This window comes from Microbulbifer hainanensis (assembly GCF_014904735.1).
GTDB lineage: Bacteria > Pseudomonadota > Gammaproteobacteria > Pseudomonadales > Cellvibrionaceae > Microbulbifer > Microbulbifer hainanensis.
In genome coordinates this window covers 65,613-88,714 of the sequence record NZ_JACZCR010000050.1, presented here as the reverse complement: position 1 = coordinate 88,714, position 23,102 = coordinate 65,613, and the positions used below count along the sequence as shown (strand labels likewise).

At 57.6% G+C, this 23,102-nt stretch carries 24 protein-coding genes and 1 riboswitch; of the genes, 14 read left to right on the top strand and 10 right to left on the bottom strand.

Annotated features, from left to right (window positions below; translation table 11 throughout):
• The first annotated feature begins 21 nt into the window (after positions 1 to 21).
• From narJ to ubiM, 4 genes are all read left to right on the top strand, one after another.
• Positions 22 to 771, top strand: coding sequence for a nitrate reductase molybdenum cofactor assembly chaperone (gene narJ / locus IG168_RS18835; RefSeq protein WP_193166155.1), 750 nt, complete (start codon positions 22 to 24; stop codon positions 769 to 771).
• 9 nt (positions 772 to 780) lie between these two features.
• Entirely contained in the window at positions 781 to 1,476 is a 696-nt protein-coding gene (gene narI / locus IG168_RS18830) for a respiratory nitrate reductase subunit gamma (RefSeq protein ID WP_193166154.1), read from the top strand.
• A gap of 102 nt (positions 1,477 to 1,578) precedes the next feature.
• A complete protein-coding gene (locus IG168_RS18825) occupies positions 1,579 to 2,409 on the top strand; it encodes a peptidylprolyl isomerase (RefSeq protein ID WP_193166153.1) in 831 nt (276 codons plus the stop codon).
• A 65-nt stretch (positions 2,410 to 2,474) separates the two neighbouring features.
• Positions 2,475 to 3,638 carry a 5-demethoxyubiquinol-8 5-hydroxylase UbiM gene (ubiM, locus tag IG168_RS18820; protein WP_226877145.1) on the top strand — a complete coding sequence of 388 codons (1,164 nt, stop codon included), beginning with the start codon at positions 2,475 to 2,477 and terminating at the stop codon, positions 3,636 to 3,638.
• A gap of 172 nt (positions 3,639 to 3,810) precedes the next feature.
• Here the strand turns inward: ubiM and IG168_RS18815 are convergent, their stop codons facing one another.
• The 10 genes from IG168_RS18815 to IG168_RS18770 all read right to left on the bottom strand — a co-directional run bounded on the left by IG168_RS18815 (position 3,811) and on the right by IG168_RS18770 (position 14,709).
• Positions 3,811 to 4,248 (bottom strand): SRPBCC domain-containing protein, encoded by a 438-nt coding sequence (locus IG168_RS18815; protein ID WP_193166152.1) that lies wholly within the window; start codon positions 4,246 to 4,248, stop codon positions 3,811 to 3,813.
• A 121-nt stretch (positions 4,249 to 4,369) separates the two neighbouring features.
• Complete coding sequence (locus IG168_RS18810) at positions 4,370 to 4,672, bottom strand: hypothetical protein (RefSeq protein ID WP_193166151.1); 303 nt, start codon at positions 4,670 to 4,672, stop codon at positions 4,370 to 4,372.
• Positions 4,673 to 4,728: 56 nt separating this feature from the next.
• Complete coding sequence (locus IG168_RS18805; protein ID WP_193166150.1) at positions 4,729 to 5,280, bottom strand: NADPH-dependent FMN reductase; 552 nt, start codon at positions 5,278 to 5,280, stop codon at positions 4,729 to 4,731.
• 113 nt (positions 5,281 to 5,393) lie between these two features.
• Positions 5,394 to 7,499, bottom strand: a complete 2,106-nt coding sequence (locus tag IG168_RS18800) for an ATP-binding protein (RefSeq protein WP_193166149.1) — start codon at positions 7,497 to 7,499, stop codon at positions 5,394 to 5,396.
• A gap of 123 nt (positions 7,500 to 7,622) precedes the next feature.
• Positions 7,623 to 8,066, bottom strand: a complete 444-nt coding sequence (locus IG168_RS18795) for a hypothetical protein (RefSeq protein ID WP_193166148.1) — start codon at positions 8,064 to 8,066, stop codon at positions 7,623 to 7,625.
• A gap of 186 nt (positions 8,067 to 8,252) precedes the next feature.
• On the bottom strand, positions 8,253 to 8,873 hold the full coding sequence (locus IG168_RS18790; RefSeq protein WP_193166147.1) for an anaerobic ribonucleoside-triphosphate reductase activating protein: 621 nt from the start codon (positions 8,871 to 8,873) through the stop codon (positions 8,253 to 8,255).
• A gap of 62 nt (positions 8,874 to 8,935) precedes the next feature.
• Positions 8,936 to 9,106, bottom strand: coding sequence for an anaerobic ribonucleoside-triphosphate reductase (gene nrdD, locus IG168_RS20880; protein WP_193166146.1), 171 nt, complete (start codon positions 9,104 to 9,106; stop codon positions 8,936 to 8,938).
• Between the two features lie 40 nt (positions 9,107 to 9,146).
• The gene (locus tag IG168_RS18780; RefSeq protein ID WP_193166145.1) at positions 9,147 to 11,213 is read right to left on the bottom strand and encodes a ribonucleoside triphosphate reductase; all 2,067 of its coding nucleotides are present in this window, start codon (positions 11,211 to 11,213) and stop codon (positions 9,147 to 9,149) included.
• Between the two features lie 154 nt (positions 11,214 to 11,367).
• A complete protein-coding gene (locus IG168_RS18775) occupies positions 11,368 to 13,125 on the bottom strand; it encodes a bifunctional protein-serine/threonine kinase/phosphatase (RefSeq protein WP_193166144.1) in 1,758 nt (585 codons plus the stop codon).
• Between the two features lie 108 nt (positions 13,126 to 13,233).
• Positions 13,234 to 14,709 (bottom strand): NarK family nitrate/nitrite MFS transporter, encoded by a 1,476-nt coding sequence (locus IG168_RS18770; protein WP_193166143.1) that lies wholly within the window; start codon positions 14,707 to 14,709, stop codon positions 13,234 to 13,236.
• A 350-nt stretch (positions 14,710 to 15,059) separates the two neighbouring features.
• On the opposite strand from IG168_RS18770, the gene IG168_RS18765 reads away from it, so the two are divergent.
• The 10 genes from IG168_RS18765 to IG168_RS18720 all read left to right on the top strand — a co-directional run bounded on the left by IG168_RS18765 (position 15,060) and on the right by IG168_RS18720 (position 23,000).
• On the top strand, positions 15,060 to 16,334 hold the full coding sequence (locus tag IG168_RS18765) for an MFS transporter (protein ID WP_193166142.1): 1,275 nt from the start codon (positions 15,060 to 15,062) through the stop codon (positions 16,332 to 16,334).
• 169 nt (positions 16,335 to 16,503) lie between these two features.
• Positions 16,504 to 17,718, top strand: a complete 1,215-nt coding sequence (locus IG168_RS18760; RefSeq protein WP_193166141.1) for an alginate export family protein — start codon at positions 16,504 to 16,506, stop codon at positions 17,716 to 17,718.
• Between the two features lie 87 nt (positions 17,719 to 17,805).
• Positions 17,806 to 17,959: riboswitch (molybdenum cofactor riboswitch) on the top strand.
• Complete coding sequence (gene moaA, locus IG168_RS18755) at positions 17,948 to 18,925, top strand: GTP 3',8-cyclase MoaA (protein ID WP_193166140.1); 978 nt, start codon at positions 17,948 to 17,950, stop codon at positions 18,923 to 18,925. It overlaps the preceding riboswitch by 12 nt.
• A 5-nt stretch (positions 18,926 to 18,930) precedes the next feature.
• Positions 18,931 to 19,533, top strand: coding sequence for a molybdenum cofactor guanylyltransferase (gene mobA / locus IG168_RS18750; RefSeq protein ID WP_193166139.1), 603 nt, complete (start codon positions 18,931 to 18,933; stop codon positions 19,531 to 19,533).
• Positions 19,534 to 19,546: 13 nt separating this feature from the next.
• Entirely contained in the window at positions 19,547 to 20,089 is a 543-nt protein-coding gene (moaB, locus tag IG168_RS18745; protein WP_193166138.1) for a molybdenum cofactor biosynthesis protein B, read from the top strand.
• Between the two features lie 4 nt (positions 20,090 to 20,093).
• Complete coding sequence (moaC, locus tag IG168_RS18740) at positions 20,094 to 20,594, top strand: cyclic pyranopterin monophosphate synthase MoaC (RefSeq protein WP_193166137.1); 501 nt, start codon at positions 20,094 to 20,096, stop codon at positions 20,592 to 20,594.
• 3 nt (positions 20,595 to 20,597) lie between these two features.
• Entirely contained in the window at positions 20,598 to 20,843 is a 246-nt protein-coding gene (gene moaD, locus IG168_RS18735; protein ID WP_193166136.1) for a molybdopterin converting factor subunit 1, read from the top strand.
• 20 nt (positions 20,844 to 20,863) lie between these two features.
• Positions 20,864 to 21,343: a molybdopterin synthase catalytic subunit MoaE gene (moaE, locus tag IG168_RS18730; protein ID WP_404932012.1), complete on the top strand. Its 480-nt coding sequence runs from the start codon at positions 20,864 to 20,866 to the stop codon at positions 21,341 to 21,343.
• 238 nt (positions 21,344 to 21,581) lie between these two features.
• Positions 21,582 to 22,328, top strand: a complete 747-nt coding sequence (locus IG168_RS18725) for a HesA/MoeB/ThiF family protein (protein WP_193166135.1) — start codon at positions 21,582 to 21,584, stop codon at positions 22,326 to 22,328.
• A 222-nt stretch (positions 22,329 to 22,550) separates the two neighbouring features.
• Positions 22,551 to 23,000, top strand: coding sequence for a hypothetical protein (locus tag IG168_RS18720; protein WP_193166134.1), 450 nt, complete (start codon positions 22,551 to 22,553; stop codon positions 22,998 to 23,000).
• Positions 23,001 to 23,102 lie beyond the last annotated feature (102 nt).

Genomic DNA, 23,102 nt, shown 5'->3' with positions numbered 1-23,102 from the left:
GAGGTGGCTGTGGACAACGATATGAAAATCCTGCGATTGCTGTCGCGACTGCTGGATTACCCGGATGAAAGCCTGTACGGCAACCTGGCTGAAATCGAAAGTTTCCTGCGCTCACAGGAGCTGGAAGACAGGGTGCGGGAGCCACTCCTGCGCTTTGTCGACCATTTTAAAGATTACGACCTGATGGACTGGCAGAGCGAATACGACGGCCTGTTCGAGCGCGGCCGCGCCGTGTCGCTGCACCTGTTCGAACATATCCACGGTGAGTCCCGCGATCGCGGCCAGGCCATGGTGGACCTGATGGCGCAGTACCAGGCGGCCGGCCTGGAACTGGCCGAGCGCGAGCTGCCGGATTACCTGCCCACCTATCTCGAGTTCTGTGCGACCCAGGTGACCCAGGCGCACGGCTGGCTGGCGGATGTGAGCCATGTACTCGCGCTGGTGGCGGCGCGCCTGCAGAAAAAGGATTCCCCTTACGCCGACCCGTTCGAGGCGCTGCTGGCGCTGGCGGACGTGGCGGTGGACATGGAGGCACTCACCATACAGGTCCGCGGCGAGGAGCGGGACGATACCCCCGAGGCCATCGACAAGGTCTGGGAGGAAGAAATGGTGACCTTCACCGCAGGCCAGACCGGCAGTGCCTGCGAACAGTCCATCACGCGCCCGGACCCACTGCAGTACCGCGACGATACTGCCCTCAACTTGGTGGACGCGAGCGATGCATTTGATAACGCCGCCTGCAACTCAGCAGTCCGCACCGGCAGCCTCTAGGAGTAAACGATGAACTACCTCAACACGCTTCTATTCGGTATCTACCCTTTCATCGCGCTGACCGTCTTCCTGCTCGGCAGTCTGGTGCGCTATGACCGCGACCAGTACACCTGGCGCACCGGATCCAGCCAGCTGCTGGAGGCGCGCAAATTGCGCATTGGCAGCATCCTGTTCCACATCGGCGTCATCGCGGTGCTCGCGGGCCACTTCGTCGGCTTGCTGACACCGAAAGCGGTCTGGCACCTGCTGGGCATCGAGGCCTCCACCAAGCAGCTGATCGCGATGGGGGCGGGCGGCTTCTTCGGAGTGATCTGCTTTATCGGCATTTCCATCCTGCTGCACCGCCGCCTCACCAATCCGCGGGTGCGCGCCACTTCCTCGCGCATGGACATCGCCATCCTGTTGCTCATTTTCGTGCAGCTGACCCTCGGCCTGCTCAGTATCTTCGTCTCCGCCGGCCACCTGGACGGTGAGGAAATGCTGAAGCTGATGAGCTGGGCACAGTCCATCGTGACCCTGGATGGCGGGGCAGCCGCAGCAGCCATCGGTAGCGTGCACTGGATCTACAAGCTGCACGTGTTCCTCGGCATGACCCTGTTCCTGCTGTTCCCGTTCAGCCGCCTGGTGCACGTCTGGAGCGTGCCGGTGCAGTACTTCCGCCGCAACTACCAGGTGGTGCGCGCGCGCCGCGTGGAACAGGTGTGACGTTGTATTTGTACGGCAGGGCAGGGATAGCCAGCAGCTGTTCGTGCTGAACGACATTGAGTCTGTATTGATTGTTTCGGACGCACATTACTGGAGGTCCAAGTGAACCCACTTCTGGCAAGCGACAAGACCGTGGAGCAACAGATGTTTCTCGCCCCGGTCACGGTCAATGGGGTCGAGATTCCACACGCGCAGATTTACGCGGAAATGCAGTACTACCCCGCGCCCACACCGCAGGAGGCCGCCTACCGCGCGGCCCGTTCGCTGGTGCTCGGCCACCTGCTGCGCACAGCAGCGGCGGCACAGGGATTGTGTTCCGAAAACGAGGACATCAACGGCGAGGCCTTCGAGGCCGCGGTGGAAGAACTGCTGGAGCAGTCCGTGGAGATCGTGGAAAGCAGCCGCGCGGAGCGCGAGGATTTCTACAAAAACAATCGCCAGTATTTCCTGTCAGCACCACTGGCCGAAGTGCGCCATATTCTGATCCCGGTCAGCCCCGGCGATGAAGCGGTGGATGCGCAGGCAGCAATGGCCGAAAAGCTACTGAAAGAAATTACCAAAGCGGCCGATCCGCTGGTGGCCTTCTGCGATGCCGCGCGCACGCACTCCGCCTGCGACTCGTCAAAAACCGGCGGCAGCCTGGGGCAGGTCAGCGGCGGCGAAATGGTGCGCGCTTTCGACCAGGCCGTGTTCTCCGGCAGCACCGGGCTGGTTCGCGCACCGGTGCGCACCGAGTACGGCTGGCACCTGATCTACGTGGAAGAAGTGCAGCTGGGCCGCCAGCTGGAATTCGACTACGTGGAGGAAAAAATCCGCGAGTACATCGCCGAGCGCAGCCAGCGCACAGCGCTGGATGCCTATATGCACGGCCTGGTGGCCGCGGCGGACATTGAAGGCATCGACATGCTGGCAGAGGTGGGGCGGCCCAACTAGAGCCCCGGCAGCGCTTTTTGCCGGTTGCGGACTGCTGTTAACTGGCCCCCAGGGAGTAGGACATTTTGCCAAGCGATATTGCCATTATCGGTGCGGGCCCGGCCGGGCTCGCCTTTGCCGCCTTTCTTGCCGACCGCGGCTATCGGATCGCGCTGCTGGATCGCCAGCCCCGCGAGGCGCTGGCTGAGCCGCAGGACGATGGGCGCGAGATTGCGCTCACCCACAAGTCGGTGCGCCTGCTGAAGAATATCGGGGCCTGGCAGCGGCTGCGCGCCGACGAGATCAGTGCACTGGATTCGGCCCAGGTGGTAAACGGCCGCTCGCCATACTGCCTGCAGTTCGACGACCGCAGTCGCGGTCCACTCGGCTTTATCGTCCCGAATGCGGCGATTCGCCGCGTCCTCTATGAAGTGGTCTCCACACAGCAGAATGTAAAATTCCTCGACCGCACCAGGGTGGTCGGCACCACGCTGGCTGGTACAGGCCGAGCGCTGCAGTTGGATGAGGGGGAACAACTGGAAGCTGCGCTGGTGGTGGCCGTGGATAGCCGTTTTTCCGACACACGCAGAATGGCCGGAATCGGTGCCGACATGCGCGACTTCGGCCGCGTCGCTGTGGTCGGGCGCGTGCGCACCGCGCAGCCCCACGGAAATGTTGCACGGGAGTGCTTCCGCTACGGCTCCACGCTGGCGCTGCTGCCGCTGGCGGACGCCCACCTGTCCTCGGCGGTGGTGACGGTGCCATCGAGCCTGGGTAACGAAATCATGGCACTTTCCGACAGCGACTTCGCCAGCCATGTGGCGCGGGAAAGTGGCGATGCACCGGGTTCTGTCAGCTGCGTTGGGGAGCGCCACAGCTATCCGCTGGTGGCGGTTTATGCCAAGCGCTTTTACGCCGAGCGCATGGCGCTGATCGGCGATGCGGCAGTGGGCATGCACCCGGTCACGGCGCATGGATTTAACCTGGGGCTGGCCAGTGCGGATACCCTGGCGCGACAGCTGCAGCGATGCGCGAGCCTGCGTGATGCCGCAGTTATGGAGCGGGCGCTGGCGAAGTACCAGCTTATCCACCGGCTGGAATCCCTGCCGATCTACCAGGGCACCAATCGCGTCGTCGGCCTGTTCACCGACGACCGCTGGCCGGCAAAGCTGCTGCGCAAGGCGGTGCTGCATGTGAGCAGCAATTTTGCTCCAATCCGCAGGGCCATCACTTACCAGCTGACCCGCTGAAGGCCGACGGAAATAGCTTGTGACTGTTACCTGGTGATGGCGCTTAGTAGGATCCGCGCGCATTCATCAGGCTTACGCTTGAGCCATAAAATGCCCACCGGCCACCGTTTCTATTTGAAGTCGATTGTACGCTTTTGCCAATGTCTGCACAGTTTCGGAACTCACCAAATAGTCATTGGGCGGCTTCGCTGAGCACCTGTGTCAAACGATCGATGTTCTGCTCGTTGGCAGAGCCAGCCCTCTGCTTGACGGCTTGTGCTGTTTCCGCGTCTTCGAAAACCTGCTCCCAGGTCAGGAGCGTGCCTTCGCTGGCTGGGGTGAGCTCAACAGTAAGCTTGAAGTTTGGCGGGCAGTCATGGTGGATGACAATTTTGGCGTCAGGCACCAGTTCTTCGAAAAAGCTTTCATTGGCATAGTCTTTCCCGTCAGGGCCATGCATCACGAACTGCCAGCGACCGCCGGCAGTAAACTCAAAAACGTCGAATGTGTTGGAGAAGCCCTCGGGCCCCCACCAGGATGCCAATAAATCCGCCGACGCAAAGGCGCCATAGATGTCTTGGGGTGGAAATGGTAGGGTTCTTGAAGTGCGCAGTATCCTGTCTTCTGTCATGGCCGTGACTCCGAGATGTGTGGACTTAGTTTAGAATAATGCTCCTGCACTGGGGCAGCTCTGGAGCTATGGGGCAGTGGAAAAGGCGTTCCAGCCCAGAAGGAGCGGTAACAGCTATCTGTTAAACAATTTTTGGCACTTTTACGCGAAGTGGATTTTTGAATGAATGCTTATCTCCACTGAGCTGTACAGATCCCGCTTTTAGCGCTTTTTCTACTTTCTTCGTTGTAGAGCCACCGAAACCCAGCTTTATGCCAAAGTAACAAAAGATCAACAGGGCACCTACCAATTGGATCTTGTTACTGTCAATGACAATACCTGAGACCAGGATACAAAGAATTAAATAGAGTACCCAGGTAAATACGGAATTGTATTCGTAGGTAACACTTTGATCGTCTTCGGCAATGACTTTATAGGGGTTCATATAGACAGTCCTTGTGTAATTTTCGCCTGGGTGAAAGCAAGAAGCTTGCGATCGCACTAATTGGCGAGGCTGCTAAGTTTTTGAGCTTCAATTTCCGCGCATAACGCATTAAGGCCGAGCTTTAAGGCGTCAGAAATATCCTTGTTTTCTACAATACCCGCAGCATCCAGATCGCTACTTAACAGGGGGATTGTCACACACGCCTTGTCGACCACTATCCCCGACATGGTTTTAATGACTTCCCTTATCGATGCCTGCGCATGGGATGCCCGTGGTGACGTATTGATCAGCATGATGGGTTTATAGGGGAATTCTGTTCCGCTTACCAGCCAGTCAAGCGCATTTTTCATGGGGCCGCTAATGCCATGAGCATACTCCGGGCTTGCGATGACTAACCCATCAGAATTTTTCAGTGAGTCAGTCAGCGCTGCCAGAGATGGGATATGTTCTCCCTCTCGGTCAGGGTTGAAGAGTGGCAGATCACCAATAGAGCCTATCGCAACGTCGATATTGCTAGGAGCCAAAATTTTCAGCGCCTGAATAGCGGCCGTGTTGTACGATGCGGCTCTTAAGCTTCCCGATAAAGCCAATATTTTTGTACTTCTCATTCGCGGTGTACATCCTGATTAAGAAAATTAACCTCCGAAACAGCCGAAAATTTGGAGGGTAGCGAGTAATTATCCCGGCTGCTTGCGCTTGTTATAAGCCGATTACACTGTTGCTAGGCCTTATTTTGGTCAAATGGGATTTCTACAACAACCGGCCTTTCAGACTTAACTACTTTACCGAAAACAACCGCCTGGAGTTTCTTTAGATTTGGAACCATTTCAGCACAACTTGAACCAAACACATTTTTAAGAAAGCTAATACTCGTATCGTCGTAACATGCAAAGCTGACAATGGAGTTACACTGCGTTAGCACAGTTTTACTAACGTTCGCTGTCCTTTGAGCTAAAACAAGTAGCCCGACATTATACTTCCTTCCTTGAAGTGCAATTTGTGCTATTTTGGCAATCAGCCCTTTTGAAGCAAAGTCAGATACGCCCATTGTTGCAGATTCAGGCATTATCGTATGCGCTTCCTCTACTGCAACTAGCACCTTTTTAGAGTCATCGCCAAAAGTCTCTTTGGCAATGTTTAATAAGCAAGACATATAAATTTCAGTGATATATATTGATGCTTGAGAATTTGATATCTCTGGTAGCTGAATTAATCCCAATCTACTTTGTTCATCGTCCATAAATACTCTTAGCCGTGTGTCAACGTCAGATCTTAGCCGATCACTAAAATATTTTAACGCAGCTTTCTCTTTTCCAGCACCGTATTGTCCGGTTTCTACTTCAAAAAGTTTTTGACTTAAATCTATAGATGTTTGCTCTTGGATGGATAGGTCAGTTGGGATTAGGTCGGCTAAGCGCCCTCTATATTGAGAAGTCAGATCAATGCAGATAACTTTAATGCCGCTAGATACTGAATGCCTAATCAAATCAAATGCAAACTCTGTCTTACCTGAACCTGTCACTCCTAATACTGCTGTATGGAAATTGAAATTCCCAACAAAATCGCCAACCACAGGAATATTTGACTTTGGGATTTTTCCAAACTGAAAATCGTTGGGGTCTTGGCCTTCTCCAGCTATATGGTGGTCTTCATCGATTAAAGCAAAGACCGGTGCGTTCATATTTGGAAGCCAGTCAAACTTCCTGAATTCTCCGTGTTCTAAAGTCCCCAGCTGAGCAGCGTAAGCTATTTGATAGCCGTGCTTATCACCGTCTAAATTTTCCTCAATCGTTGTACCCGCTGAGACCTGATAGTAAACCTTTGCTTCATCGATTTTGCACCAAATAAGCATTCCATCTGCACAATAAGTATCTGACTTGACTTCGAACCTAATTCTCCCAATAGATGAATCTTCAGCAACAAAACCAATCAGCCTAGATTGTGTGGTTTCACCTAATAGGCTCATCACGGCATTATGATTTAACTCTTCCTCAGGTTCATAAATATGTCCATCTGATAACCCTTTTTTCGGTTCCTCAATAACACCTAAAAGCATGGCTGTTCCAATTCTTCTCTCGTCATTAAGGTGTGAATATAAAGGCAGTACCCATTGCTGGCTTTTATCTACACGCTGATAGATTAACGGATTACCTTGTTCCCAGTCAGTGCTTTGATTTATCGCAAATCTTAAGACGCCTGGATTATCCAATCTGAGTAATTTACCTATTGGTAATATTTTTTCTTGAGTGCCAAAGCTGATTGAAGATAGCAACTGTGGGAGATTCAGCGGCCATATGGCCATGAATAAACCCCAAAATACTATGAGATAAACAGCCAATTCAGATTGAATTGAGTAAAAAGAATAAACCCCAAATAAAAAGACTATGGAAAAAATAAGCCTAGACCGACCCAGAACAATTGCAGGTCTATAAAGAAGGCTATTTACAATCGACGCAATATCTCCAGAAATCCTCGTCCCAGATGTTGCGACACAAGCGGTTGAGATTAGAAATACAATAAGGCAATAAGAAAAAACCGCCCACCAAGCTAGTGGCGGCGATACATGATATACGCCAAACATTGTTATTCCGGCCATTAGCGAATTGATCATTGAATCGGCGGGCTTTGTAAAAAAGTACTCCAAGATGGCGGAGCCAAGTACAATCAACAGTAAGGCATTCTGGAAAATCAATGAATACTTGGAGTCCTGCGGAAGAGGAGAGCCTGTGAACTTCCATGAGATAAGTAATGCACAGAGCAAACCGATTAACATAATAAAAACACGGATCATGGGCTTTGTGTGACTGTCACTTACTTTTAAAGCCATCTTTTGTTCTTCCTTCTATAGGAGACCTATGGGACTGCCCTTGGCTTATAGCGCCGCGCTTTTCGGCTGGTTTGTAGCGCAGCGGAAAACCTGTCTGACAACATGCGCTTGTTAAGTGTATTGCTAGACTCGGAGCAAATTAGCCGAGGCTTTCAAGCTTCCAGAAATTTCCAGAATCCTTTGGCTCTGTAACTGCCTTTTGCTCTTTGACCAAGGAGGCTTTGATTCCAAAGTTAGCTCCCTTTTCATGTCAATTACCGCAACCCCAGGAACAGCTTCGACATGGTAAAGCCAGAAGAAAATCTTATCTGACATTTTCTTGTCTACTATTTCTTCGGATAGCAATTGTATTTTCTTAAGGTATTCAGTTAGCTCAGCACACTGCTGAACGGGATGTTCTCCTTGAGAAATAGACACCCCGATAGCTTCTATACATTCCGCAATTCTCTCTAGAAGTTCTGAGAATCGAATCTTTTTCGCTCTACCTTCTTCACTCGATAAGGAGAATATCTTGTACGCAGTTTCGGCAAGAAACTTAGGTAGCCAAGACAGAATCTCTAAGTTCATAGAAGCTCAGCCTTCTCTTCAGTACGCAGCAGTTTATTAAAAATCTGTGTCTTTATAACACAGTGCTGTATAGCCCAGAACGATATGCATTCTGTTCCTACCGATTTCCCTTTTAATTCAGATGCTTATCCCGCATGTGAAGAAATAGGTGCCATAGCAGTGCGCATCTATGCTCTGTAACTCCTGTTACTGTTGGACCCCGGGATCCAGTGCATTCTTCGTATTGCACCGCTGCACAGTTAGTTCGGAAATTCCGAGCGCCGCCAGTTTCTCACGTATTTCTGCCAGCTCGCTATCGCTGGTGAGCTGCGGATGGCGTGTGAGGCGGACCTGCAGGGGGACACCGGCCTCGGCCAGTATTGCTGCGCTCTGCCAGGGTGCGGTGCCGCTGCCGGGTACACGGGTGATGGCATCGTAATTTTCCGGCAGCGCCTTGATATCCAGCCCCACCCAGTCCAGTTGCGGCAGCAGCCGCGCGAGCCGCCGCGGGTACATGCCGGCGGTGTGCAGCCCGACCTTGAATCCCATTGCCCGCACCTCGTGCACGGCGTCTTCCAGCGCGCTCTGCGCGGTGGGCTCGCCGCCGGAAAACACCACCGCGTCGAGCAGTCCGCGCCGGGTCTGCAGGTGCTGCAGCAGCTGCTGCCAGTCGTATTTGGATTCCGCCTGTGCTGGCAGCAGTCCGCCATTGTGGCAGTAGCGGCAGCGCCACGGGCAGCCCTGGCAGAACACGACCGCCGACAGGGCGCCGGGAAAGTCGATGGCGGTAAATGGCGTGAAGCCGCCGACGCGCAGTGTTTTATCCATGATGTATTTGTTTTGTGCGGGTTGGGGCGGCGCCGCCGCGGGGCAGCGACGCCGGATGCGGTTTAGTGTTGTTTCGCGGGGGATTCGGTGGCGACAAAATACTGCCGCTCGGCGTGCTCCGACTGCTTGCCGGGATTCCAGAAAGACACCGGGCGGTGGTAGCCCATGACGCGGCTCCAGACTTCACAGGGGGTGCGCTCTGCATCGTTGAGAGTGACGGTTTTGGTTTCCATGGTTTTGGTTCCTCGTTTGATTTCCTGTCGTTGGGGTTATTCAGTGCGCGCAGCAATCGCGTTTCTGCGCGATCAGTTCCTCGTCGCAGCGCGGGCAGAATGGGTGTTCGCCGCTCAGGTAGCCGTGCCGGGGGCAGATGGAAAATGTCGGTGTGACGGTGATGTACGGCAGGCGGAAGTTTTCCAGTGCGCGGCGTACCAGCGTGCGGCAGCTGTCGGCGTCCGGCAGGCGTTCGCCCAGATACAGGTGCAGCACCGTGCCGCCGGTGTACAGGGTCTGCAGCGATTCCTGTCGCGACAGCGCCTCGAACGGGTCGTCGGTAAAGCCCACCGGCAGCTGCGAGGAGTTGGTGTAGTAGGGCGCTTCATCACTGCCGGCCTGCAGGATATCCGGGTAGCGTTTGCGGTCCTCGCGGGCAAAGCGGTAGGTGGTGCCCTCGGCGGGCGTGGCTTCCAGGTTGTAGAGGTGGCCGGTATCTTCCTGGAATTCGGTCATGCGCGCGCGAATATGCTGCAGCAGGCGCTCGGCCATGGCGTGGCCATTTTCACTGGTGATGTCGTCGCTGCCGCGGCTGAAGTTGCGGATCATTTCGTTGATGCCGTTGACGCCGATGGTGGAGAAGTGATTGCGCAGTGTGCCCAGGTAGCGCTTGCTGTAGGGGAAGAGGCCGGCGTCCATGTGGCGCTGGATGACCTTGCGCTTCACTTCCAGCGAGTCGCGCGCGAGTTCCATCAGGCGGTCTAGCGCTTTCATCAGTGCCGCTTCATTGCCGGCGTGCAGGTAGCCGAGGCGCGCACAGTTGACGGTCACCACGCCGAGGGAGCCGGTCTGCTCCGCGGAGCCAAACAGGCCGTTGCCGCGCTTCAACAGTTCGCGCAGGTCCAGCTGCAGCCGGCAGCACATGGAGCGCACCATGTTCGGGCTCAGGTCGGAGTTCAGGAAGTTCTGGAAGTAGGGCAGGCCGTAGCGCGCGGTCATCTCGAACAGGCGCTGGGCATTCTCGCTGTGCCAGGGAAAGTCCGGGGCGATGTTGTAGGTGGGGATGGGAAAGGTGAAGACCCGCCCGCGCGCGTCGCCCTCGCTCATCACCTCGATATAGGCGCGGTTGATCAGGTCCATTTCTGCCTGCAGGTCGCCGTAGGTGAACGGCATTTCCTCGCCGGCGATCACCGGCACCTGTTCGCGCAGGTCTTCGGGGCACACCCAGTCGAAGGTGAGGTTGGTGAACGGTGTCTGGGTGCCCCAGCGCGAGGGCACGTTGAGATTGAAAATCAGCTCCTGCATGCACTGGCGCACCTGCCGGTAGTCGAGTTTGTCCTTGCGCACGAAGGGCGCGAGATAGGTATCGAAGGAGCTGAATGCCTGGGCGCCAGCCCATTCGTTCTGCAGGGTGCCGAGGAAGTTGACGATCTGGCCCACGGCGCTGGAGAGATGTTTGGGCGGGGCAGACTCCACTTTGCCGGGCACGCCGTTCAGGCCCTCGTTCAGCAGCGTGCGCAGGGACCAGCCGGCGCAGTAGCCGGCGAGCATGTCGAGATCGTGGATATGCAGGTCGCCGTCGCGGTGGGCGGCGCCGATCTCCGGTGTGTACACATGGTTGAGCCAGTAGTTGGCGATCATCTTGCCGGCGCTGTTGAGGATCAGGCCGCCGAGGGAATAGCCCTGGTTGGCGTTGGCCGCCACGCGCCAGTCTGCCTGCTGCAGGTATTCGTCGATGGAAGCGCCCACATCCACAAGCGTCTGGCGGTCGGCGCGCAGCTGCTGGTGGCGGCTGCGGTAGGCGATGTAGCGGCGGGCCACGTCCAGGTGGTTGTTACTGATCAGCACCTGCTCGACGATATTCTGGATTTCCTCGATGTCCACCGGGGTATTGCCGTCGAAGCGGTGGCCGATGACCTTGACCACCTGGGCGGTGAGCAGCTCGGCTTCGTCGCTGCCGAAGGCGATGGCGGCCTGGCCAGCGCCGAGGATCGCGCGCGCAATGCGGCTGCGGTCGAGCGCCTGGGTGCGGCCGTCGCGTTTCTGCACCAGATAGTGCGCGCAGTTGTTTGCCGGGGCGGCTGTGGTTTGTGGATCGGGATGGGCGGGGTCGGCTGGAGTAGGCATGGGAGTTCTCGTCAGTTTTCTCCGCATGCTACCGGCCGGGGCTTAATGGCGATTGATCTGGATCACTCTATATTGTGTTTATTTTAAAAATTAACACTACATATTGTGTTTTATTTGAGCGGCTGCCATTTTTCCCTGACCTGGGCGGAGGGACCTATACGGAGGAAAAAAGCGCCAGCAGTGCCAGCAGGGTGACGGCCCACAGGCCACACAGCAGTTTCCAGAACAGCGAAGCGTGCTGGCTGTGCAGATCCGCGGGATCGTCGCGCAGGTAGGCGGGGTTGGGGTTGGCGAGGTCCGCCATGAATTCATCCAGGGTGTGGTAGCGCCGCTCCAGGTCGATGGCACAGCCGCGTTCCAGCGTGCGGTCGAACCAGATGGGAATCACCGGGTTGAACTGGCGGGCATCGCGGTAGCGCAGCCGTTCGTAGTCGCCCAGCGCGTGGCAGTCGTCGATTTCCTCGCCGTAGGGCAGTTCGCCGGTAAAGAGTTCGTAGGCAATGGTGGCGAACGCGTACAGGTCGCCGCGGATGCCGGTGTTGCGCCCGAGCAGGGTGTGCGGATCGGAATAGCTAGCGGTGCCCAGCGCGCCGGGGTGCTGCAGCGGGCGGAAGATTTCCGCGGAGCCGGCCACGTACACCGAACCGAAGTCGACGATTTTCACGTGGCCGTCGCGGTCCACCATGATATTGGCCGGGCGCAGATCCTGGTGCACCGTTTCCTGATCGTGGAACGCCTGCAATCCCGCGGCAATTTCTTTCAGCAATTGGAAAGCGCGCGCGGGTTTGGGGAAACGGTGGTTTTGCATCCACTGTGCCAGGGTTTCGCCGTCGACATACTCCATCACGTAATAGAGTGCGGTGCGCGGGCGCCGCTGGCGATAGATGCGGGTGACGTTTGGATGGCGGATGCGCAGGCCAACCCACTCCTCCTGCACGAAGCGGTCGATGTAGGAAATATCGTCGGCATAATTCTCCGACGGGGTTTTCATGACGACCTGTTCGCCGCTGGCCGTATCGTGCACCAGGTACAGCTGGCTGCGCGGCGAGGAATAGAGTTCGCGCTCGATGCGAAAACCGTCGAGCACCATGCCGGGTTCCAGCGGCGGCGGAAATGGCAGGCGGGTGATCTTGCGGCTGTATTCGTCGAGCGTGGTAGCGGGCAGGGCGTCGACCCCGACCACCACGGCGCTGACATTGTCATCGCTGCCGGCGAGCAGCGCCTGCTGTATCAGCGCGTCGACTTTTTCCTGGGCGCTGGTTTGCGGTCGGCTCAGGATCTCGTGCAGCGTTTCTACCGGCAGAAAGTCGTGCACGCCGTCGCTGGTGAGCAGCAGCAGATCACCGGTCTCCAGCGGGATCTGGCCGTAATCGACCTGCAGCGCGTGATCCATGCCCAGCGCGCGCACCAGCATCTGCCGCTGGTGGCCGAGCACCACCGTATGGTCGCGGCTCACCTGGCGCAGCTCGCCATTGCGCAGATGGTAGATGCGGCTATCGCCAACGTGGAAGTAGTGCGCGGTGCGGCTCTTGATGACGAGTGCGGAGAAGGTGCACAGGTAGCCCTTTTCCTGCTGGGTAAAGGCGTGGCTGAGGCGGTACAGTTTGCTGTTGATCGAGGTCAGCGCCTTTTCACCGGCGCGCGCCACCGGCCAGGTATCCGGCGCATTGAAGTAATCGCTGACGAACTGGCGCGTGGCGGTGGCGCTGGCGTGGGCGCCGGCCTCGGCGGAGCTGACCCCATCCGCCACCGCCGCGACGGCACCCAGGTATTCGCGCCGGTGCTGGTCTTCCGGCCAGTGGACGATGGCCGCATCCTCATTGGTCGGCTTCTTGCCGGCGAGGGTCCCCAGCCCCAGATCGAGTTGCAGGCTGCGGTTGCCGCTAGCGTGAAGTTCATTCTCGTGCGTCATTCCCCACCTCTTCAGAACGCCAACGCCGCACACGGGGTGCGGCCTGGTTGCCTTGTAATGTCGTGGATATTCGGGGCCGGCCGCACTGCGTGTGCCCGGCCCTGTGAATCACTCCACGTTGATCAGATGCACGCTGCCGTCCGGGAGCACCTCGGCGATGGTGCCGGCGGGCTGGTCCAGGAACCAGCAGAGTCCGGCGATGACCGCGGCGGAGCCGGCGATGACCAGGAAGAAAGTGCTGTAGTCGACGTAGGACAAAACGGTGAGGTACACCACCCCGCCCACGTTGCCGTAGGCACCGGCCATGCCGGCAATCTGTCCAGTCATGCGGCGTTTGACCAGGGGCACGATCGCGAACACCGCACCCTCGCCGGCCTGCACGAAGAAGGAGCAGGCCATGGTGGCGAGCACCGCGGCCCAGATCCACCAGTCACCGGTGATCTGGCTGAGCAACAGGTAGCCCACGGAGAGGCCGCTGATCAGGAACATCAGGCTGCGGCGGCGGCCCATCTTGTCACTGAAGTGGCCACCGGTTGGGCGGGATACCAGGTTCATGAAAGCGAAGCCTGAGGCCAGCAGGCCGGCAGTCACTGCAGAGAGTCCCTCGAAAGTCTCGAGGAAGAACAGTGGCAGCATGGACACTACCGCCAGCTCGGAACCGAAGGTAACGAAGTAGGCCACATCCAGAATCGCCACCTGCTTGAACTTGTATTTCTCGAGTTCGGGAACGCCGTTCCTGAGGTGGTCCTTGTTGACGCTCCAGATCTGCCAGGTCTGCAAGGCGAACAGCGCCACTAGCAGGGCCCACAGGGCATAGGTGGTTTGCTGGCTGAGCAGCGCAACGCCGGCCGGGGAGAGTTTGTAGGCCAGCAGCGCCAGTGCCAGGTACATGGGAATATTCATCAGCAGGTAGAAATAGAAATCCCGCTTGCTGGTGACTTCAAGCCCGCCGCTTTTTTTGGGTTTGAAATAGGTTGAGCCCTTGGGGGTGTTGCGCGCGACGCGAAAATAAAGAATCCCGTACACGAAGGTCAGCACGCCGGTCGTAGCCAGTGCATAGCGCCAGCCGTCTTCGCCGCCGAAAACCAGTGCCAGGGTGGGCAGGATCATGGCACCGGCGGCAGAGCCGAAGTTGCCCCAGCCACCGTAGATGCCCTCGGCAAGCCCCACCTGTTTGGCCGGGAACCACTCGCCCACCATGCGGATACCAATCACGAAGCCGGCACCGACAAACCCGAGCAGGAAGCGGAACAGCGCCAGCGCTTCATAGGTGGTGGCGAACGCAAAGCCCATGCACAGGAAGGACGAAATAATCAGTAACAGACTGAAGATATGTCGCGGCCCGAACTTGTCGACCAGTATGCCGATCACGATGCGGGCGGGAATCGTCAACGCCACGTTCAGGATTAACAGCGCCTTGACCTGCTGGCTGCTGAGACCAAACGCTTCCTTGATGAAAACCGTGAGTGGGGCGTGGCTGAACCACACCAGGAATGTCAGAAAGAATGCAAACCAGGTGATATGCAGGGTCTTTATTTTTGGATCGCTCCAGTTAAAAAACTTGAGGCTGTTCTGGGTGCTCATAACAAACTCGCAGAATAGGCGGGAGTTAACCGCGCAGGGTGGAAAGCAAAGACTCGTACTGGATGCTAAATAAGTGGCAGGAAGAGAAAAGCGGGCAAGAGGGGTAACCCCATGTGAATAAATTAAGCCGGGGAGCAGGGTCTACTCCATTTGGGTAACGATTATCTGCGCTGCGATCGCGGCGCATCTGGCAGCCGCTGCGGTAAATACCCTGAATGGCGTATGGCGTTCACACCCCGGACATCGCCGCGCGTTTTTTTGTGGGTACGTGTGGTGAAGATTTGCACTGTCGCTTGCGAAGCTGCGTAAGATAAGACTGGTCAAAGCCAAACGACCGAGAGAGTTTCACCATGCAGTACACGCAACAGCTGGCCGGCCGCGCCCTGGTGGCCGCAACCGCACTGTTCACCGCGAATTTTGCGGTGTGGACCCTGTACGCGGTGATCGGTCTGGACATCGCCGCGCGGCTGTCGCTGTCGGCCACCGAGTTCGGCGTGCTGCTGGCGGCGCCGATGCTGAGTGGCACCCTGCTGCGCTATCCTGCGGGATTGCTCAGTGAGCGATTCTCTGCGCGCACGCTGCTGGTGTGGCAGTCGCTAATGTTGATCCCGGCGTTGCTGCTACTGCGGCATGTGCAGGGCTATGTGCCGCTGCTGTTGATGGGGCTGTGGCTCGGTATTGCCGGCGTCAGTTTTGTATTCGGGGTGCGCTATCTCAGCCCCTGGTTTGAGTCGCGCCAGCAGGGCACTGCGCTGGGGGTGTTTGGTGCTGGTAATGTGGGCGCGGCCATCACCCTGGCGTGTGCGCCGGCGGTGAGCAACTGGCTCGGCGCACCCATGGTGGGCCGGGTGTTCGCGCTTGGGCTGCTGCTGGTGACCGGGCTGTTTGCCCTGTGGGCGCCGGAGGAAACCCCTTACATGCGCAGTCGCCGGCGATCGGAGCTGGCATTTCACCTGCAGCCACTGCGTGATCTGCGCGTGTGGCGCTTCGGGCTCTATTACTATTTCGTGTTCGGCAGCTTTCTCGCTCTGCTGTTGTGGCTGCCGCGCTATTATGTTTCGGCCTACGGTACCAGTACCGAGACCGCCCTGCTGCTGACACTGCTGTTTGTGATTCTCTCCAGTTCGGTGCGCGCCGCCGGTGGCTGGTTTGCGGACCGTTACGGCGCGCGCGCGGTGAACTGGAGTGTGTTCTGGACCTGCCTGGTGTGCCTGTTCTTCCTCAGTTACCCACCCACCAGCATGACCATCCACGGCGTCGAGCGCGACGTGCACCTGAATGTCGAGGTCGGGATCGGCCTGTTTACCCTGCTGATTCTGGTGATCGGTATTGCGCAGGGCTTCGGGCGCGCGTCGGTATACCGCATCGTCTTCGATAAATATCCGCAGCAAATGGGCAGCGCCAGTGGTCTGGTCGCCACCATCGGTGCTTTCGGCGGCTTCAGCCTGCCCGTGGCTTTTGGTCTGGCGCAGGACATTGTGGGTATACACAGCGCCGCGTTCATGGTGCTCTACGGCGTGCTGGCCAGCTGTATGCTGGCCATGTATCTGGTGCTCAAGCGAGAGCGTGCGCGAGAGCGCCTGCACTTTGCCCGCGAACATAATTTCCTGCACGAAGTGCCCTGATCCGAAGTGGGTATTCCAATCTTTCCGCGTGGGGGTAGGGCTGGGCACATCGAGTAGGTATTGAACATTGCAGCTCGCGGGCGGCTGGCACCTATGTGGTAATTGCTCACTGCCTCTACACGGGATAACTTTCCACTACAGGATTTTTTAATTCGTAGAGGAAACCCGAATGAAAGTGTCTGCCCTTGTCCACGCCATCCGCCAATGCCTGCTGGTTGCCGCCGGTACCAGTGTGATAGTCCTGCCGGCCGCGGCAGATACGGTTGAAGCCAAGTCCCTCACCGGCGCGCTCGCCAATGGCGATGTGTCGCTGGACCTGCGTTACCGCTTCGAGGGCGTGGAGCAGGACAACCTCACTGACGACGCGCGCGCGTCTACGCTGCGCTCACGGCTTACCTGGGACAGTGGCAGTTACCTCGGTTTTAGCACCGGGCTGGAGCTGGACGATGTCACCGCGATCGGTGACGACGACTATAACTCCACCGTCAATGGCAACACCGACTTCCCGGTGGTGGCGGACCCGGTGGGCACCGAAGTAAACCGCGTGTTTATCCGCTACTCCAAAGCAGATTTCACGGCCACCGGCGGCCGCCAGCGCATCAACCTGGATAACCAGCGTTTCGTGGGCGGTGTGGGTTGGCGCCAGAACGAGCAGACCTATGACGGCTACCGCTTCCAGTACGGCAGCGAAAAGACGGTCAGCCTCGATTACAGCTACGTCTACAACGTCAACCGCATATTCGGCGAGGACAGTGCCAAGGGTGACCTGGGTGGCGATATCCAGATCTTCCGCGCCAGCTATCCCCTCGCCGAGGGGCACCGCCTGACGGGCTACTTGCTGGACCTGGATCTGGACCAGAGCGTGAACCTGTCCAGTCGCACTTTAGCGCTGAATTACGACGGTACCTTCGGTCCTGTCAAAGCCCGACTGGGTGCCGGCCAACAGCAGGAGGCCGGTGATAGCACCCTCGATTACAGCGCTCCCTATTACCTGGCGGAACTGGCGACTGATCTCGGGCCGGTGAACACCCGTGTCGGCTACGAAGTGCTCGGGTCCGACAACGGCGTCGGCTTTGCCACACCGCTGGCAACCCTGCACGCCTTCCAGGGGTTTGCCGACCAGTTCCTGACTACGCCGGCGGAGGGGGTCGAAGACCGCTATCTCAACCTCTCCTCAGCGCTGCTGGGTGGCAAGGTGGGTCTGGCCTACCACCGCTTTGACGCCGCCGAGGGCTCGGCGCGCTGGGGTAACGAGGTGGATGTCAGCTATGGCCGCGCGCTGACCAAGCAGCTCTCATTTCTGGTCAAGTACGCGAGCTACAGTGCGGACGACTACGGAGTCGATACTGATAAAGTGTGGCTGATGTTGTCCGCCCGTTTCTGATCCGCGCCATCAGGGTTTTCCGCTGCGGCTCCGGGGGAACTACCACCTTTGCCCCCGGCAGGCCGCGGACCGCCCTGTTAGACTGGGCGCCATAGAAAACACCGAGTTCCCAAGCCTAAAACCACCGCGCCAGTGCGGGGGCACGGCGAAGGAACCGTGGCCGGAAGTCTCCGCGCCACCAGGGCCGCCCGGGAAACTGGCCGGCCTCCCGAAATTGGAAAGGCGTTTGATGTTACAAGACAATTTCGGGCGCCGGTTTTATTACCTGCGCCTCTCCGTAACCGACGTATGCAACTTTCGTTGCAACTACTGCCTGCCGGATGGCTACCAATGCGATCCATCCGTTGAACGGGAAAATTCCCTCAGCGTGGCGGAAGTCGGTACAGTGGTCCGCGCCTTTGCCACTCTCGGTACTGAAAAAATTCGCCTCACCGGCGGCGAGCCATCCCTTCGCCGGGACCTCGTTCAACTGATTGAAAAGGTGAGCAGCACCGACGGTATCCGCCGCGTCGCCATCACCACCAACGGTTACAAGTTACCTTCTTGCATCGACGCCTGGCACAGCGCCGGCCTCGACCGTTTGAATGTCAGCATCGATTCGCTCGATCGCGCGCAGTTTCACCGCATCACCGGCCACGACAAGCTGCACAAAGTACTCGCGGGTATCGACCGCGCGCTGGCGCTGGGCATCGACACCAAGGTCAATGCGGTGCTGTTGCGCGAGCACAACCTCGCGAGCCTGTCGCAATTTATGCACTGGGTGCGGGAAACTCCGGTCAGTCTGCGTTTTATCGAACTGATGCGCACCGGCGACAACCGCGATTTTTTTGCCAGCAACCATGTGGCCGGTGCCGACATAGAACGGCATTTACTCGCGGAAGGGTGGGAGCTGGTGCCGCGCGAGCGCGACGCCGGTCCCGCGCGGGAATACGCCCATCGCGATTACGCCGGCCGCATCGGCCTGATCACTCCTTACAGCAAAGATTTCTGCAAATCCTGCAATCGCCTGCGCATGTCTGCGCAGGGAAAAATGCACCTGTGCCTGTTTGCCTCTGCGGGTATCGATCTGCGCGAAGCCATTCGCAGTGGCGATCACGAACTGGTTGCAGCACAGGTCCGCAGCGCGCTGTCCGGAAAGCAGGCCTCTCACTTGCTGGAGAGCGGCTACACCGGGGCCACCCGCAACCTGGCCATGCTCGGAGGTTGAACACCATGTCCGCGCACGAGCAGACCTGTGGCGTAGTACTGGCAGGCGGCCGTTCAAGTCGCATGGGGCGAGACAAGGCCGCTCTGCGCATGCCGGACGGAGAGACCTTCCTCGAACATGCACTGGCGCTGCTCGGCGACCTGCCATTGCAAGAAGTGCGCGTCAGCGGCATGCGGCCCGGCGGCGTGCCGGATCCGGTCGCGGACCTCGGGCCAATCGGCGGCCTGTGTGGGGTGGCCCGGATCACGTCCGCGGACAGCCTGCTGGTAATCCCCGTGGACATGCCGCTGCTGTCGCCGGCGCAGCTGTACCCCCTGTTACAGGCGGGCCGGCAAAGTGGCCGCGCCTGTTACTTCGGGCATTTTTATCTGCCGCTGTGGCTGCCACTCAATGCGCCGGTGTACGACTTTCTCGAAGAGGCCGTCAGTGGTGCCGGCCCCAACTCTATCCGCGCGTTGCTGGCGCGGGCAGACGCGCTGTCGCTGCCGCTCACCGATGGCGATGCAGCCTTTCACAATATCAACACCCCTGCCGACTACGCGCTGCACTGCACCACAGGCCAAAGCGTAACAGCAGTCCCCGGGGGCCATTCATTCATTTCCCTGTAGGAGAGTAACGACCATGTCCGGACACGCCGCGAAAGAATTCGTCCCGCTCAACATCGCCGTGCTCACGGTTTCCGATACCCGCACGGTGGACAACGATACCTCGGGAGCCTACCTGGTCGACGCGTTGCAGACGGTCGGCCACCGGCTGGTGGAAAAACTGATCGCCCCCGACGATGTGTATCAGCTGCGCGCGCTGGTCTCGCGCTGGATCGCAGCGCCGGAAGTCCAGGTCGTACTGGTTACCGGTGGTACCGGCTTCACCGAACGCGACTCCACACCGGAAGCGCTGACGCCGCTGTTCGACAAAAAAGTGGAGGGGTTTGGCGAGCTGTTCCGGCAGATCTCCGCAGCGGAGATCGGCAGTTCCACTGTGCAGTCGCGCGCGTTTGCCGGGCTTGCCAACCGCACCCTGGTGTGCGCCATGCCCGGCTCCACCGGTGCCTGCCGCACCGCCTGGGAGGGCATCCTGCTGCAGCAGCTGGATGCACGGCACCGGCCCTGCAACTTTGTGCCGCACCTGCAATTCGATGAACCGCTGTGCCCGACCCGGGGTTGAGACGATGAGCGAGTTAACCCATCTCAATCAGCGCGGCGAAGCCAGCATGGTGGATGTCACCGGCAAGGACATACAAGACCGCGATGCGCGCGCTGAAAGCCGTATCAGTATGAGTGCAGAAGCCTTTGCACTGCTCAGCCAGGGCGCGCACAAGAAGGGCGATGTGCTGGCGGTAGCCCGTATTGCCGGGATACAGGCGGCGAAGAAAACCGCCGAACTCATCCCGCTGTGTCATCCGCTGATGCTCACCAAGGTGTCACTGGATTTTGAATTACAGCCGCAATCACACAGCGTGCATATTTCTGCGTACTGTCGCCTGGCGGGGCGCACCGGTGTGGAAATGGAGGCGCTCACCGCTGCTTCGGTTGCCGCGCTGGCTATTTACGATATGTGCAAGGCGGTCGATCCGGCGATGGTGATCGGTCCGACCCGCCTGCTGGAAAAACGCGGTGGCAAGCGTGGCCACTGGCAGCTGGCGCAAGCCACAGAAACCGAAGCGGAGTGAACCATGATCAGAGTGCTTTTCTTTGCAAGCCTGCGCGAACAGCTCGGAACCGGCGAAATGCGGCTCGACGATTTCTCCGGCGATATTGCCGCGCTGCGTGAATCCCTGTGCGGAGAGCGCCCGGAGTGGCGCCAATACCTGGCTTCCGACCCCATCCGCACTGCGCTCAACCAGGTGCTGGTTGGCGCTGACGCGACCGTGGCGGATGGTGACGAGGTGGCTTTCTTCCCGCCGGTTACCGGCGGCTGAACAGCGCGAGGGTAATTTCGATGTCGATGAAAACCCGCAACAAGATTCTCGTCTGCAGCGAAGCGTTTGATGCCGCCACAGAATATCGCGCGCTGCAGGGCGGCGCGTGCAGTGACGGCGCCTGCGCCATATTTGTCGGCTCCGTGCGCGACTTTAACGATGGCAATGACATCCGCGGACTTGCGCTGGAACACTATCCGGGCATGACCGAAAAAAGCCTCGACGGAATTGTCGCCGACGCACGCGCGCGCTGGCCACTGGGGCGCGTATCACTGTTGCACCGAGTCGGCAGCATGCAGATCAACGATGAGATTGTATTCGTCGGCGTTACCAGCCCGCACCGACAGGCTGCGTTCGCGGCCTGCCAATACATCATGGACCGCCTCAAGACCGAGGCGCCGTTCTGGAAGCGCGAAACCATCCACAGTGACGGCGTGACGAAAGAGCGCTGGGTCGAAGCCCGGGACAGTGACCGCGAAGCGGCGGGTAGCTGGGCGTGAAGCACCGCTGGCTTGTTGTGAGCCTCGGCTCAGGTTGCCCGTGCCGGTGACTGCCAGTTGCAGGCGGCTGTATACAGGTTGTCCGCCACCTTCTGCCGACACTGCAAAAAATTTTGGAGTTAATACCCCGCGTTGGTTATCTGGATCAGTCATGACTTCATTGAAATCCAGTTACTGACCTCAAACTGCCTGTGGATGGAAAGCGCCCGGCTGGGGCGCGCGGGGCCGGGAGTTTCCTATGCTCAGTAACAAAGACCGTATTCGTTACAGTCGCCAGATCATGCTCCCGCAAATGGGCGAGGTGGCGCAGGAGAGGCTCGCGAACTCCCGGGTGATGATCGTAGGGATGGGCGGTCTCGGCTGCCCGGCCGCCCTCTACCTCGCCGCGGCAGGCGTGGGAGAGCTGATTCTGGTGGATGGTGATACCGTAGATCTTTCCAATCTGCAGCGACAGGTCCTGTATAAAACCAATCACCTGAAGAAACCAAAGGTCTATGTCGCGGCGCAACAGTTACAAGCCGCCAACCCGAATATTCATATAACGCCGCACGCGCAGATGGCGGATGAAGAGTGGCTTGCCAGAAATGTGCAGGGAGTCGATCTGGTGTTGGACTGCACTGACAACCTTGCCATCCGCTACAGCATAAACCGGGTTTGCCGGACATGCCGCGTCCCGGTAATCATGGCCTCCGCACAGGGATTTTCCGGCCAGTTGATCAGTTTTGATTTCCGCAATGACGGAAGCCATTGCTACGAATGCATTTTTCCCGACACCGGAGAATTACCAGTGGCCAACTGCGAGACGCTTGGCGTTATCGGACCTGCGTTGGGTACGGTTGGCAGCGCCCAGGCGCTGGAAGCTATCAAGTTACTGGCGAACCTGCCGCTCGCGAGTTTGAACACGTTGAAGATGTTCGATGCCGCGGCTCTTGAGTGGAGCAGTATTAATCTCGGTGGGAGTCGTTGCAAAACCTGCAAAAAATGACGAAGCGGAAACGATAGTAGTGAGGCGGCAAAAAATTATTTAGTAACTCTCTATTTCTGGCAGATGTTTCATTTATATAGCTATTTTATTGAATGCAATGTAAGCAGATAATGGAAAGGCTTTTGTTTTTTTAAAAGTGATTGTACATATCAAATTAAGTTGTTCGAGTAATTTTAAATCACATGGTAGTGCATATTAAAAAATTAGAATGGAGATTTGGTTATGTCGGAGATGATTGTTCAAGTTAATAAATATGGAATTGAATATCAGCGTAAGGCTAATTACCAAGGTCTGATTAAGTTGCAAGGAACACCGTTTAGGATTGGAGGTGGCGACAATGTATATGTCACAGTTCGCTTCCATGAGTACTTTGACGAGCGAAGAGAAGATCACGGTGAAATTGAGCGTAGGGACGGTAGTACCTATGACTCAATACCGGGCACTGGTCCTATGACGATAAAACCTAGAATTGCGCAGATAAATGATTCTGAAGTCTATGTTGATTTGCCGATGAGAGATTTCTCTCACATGAGACATATGCTTCAGACAGAGTCACCTGTTTTCATAAAATGGCACATGGAAAGTTCTGGGAATCCAGATTATCGGGATTACTTTGGCCTCGCTACTTTCTCTGAAACGCCAGGAGAAGGATTTTCTGATAGCAGCTCATAAAGTTTAAATGTGGATATTGAGGGCGGCTGATGAGTCGCCCTTTTTTTGTTTTCGAAAATTGCCCCGCTACTGATGCCTAGAAGCCTTCCTTTCCTCCTCGCA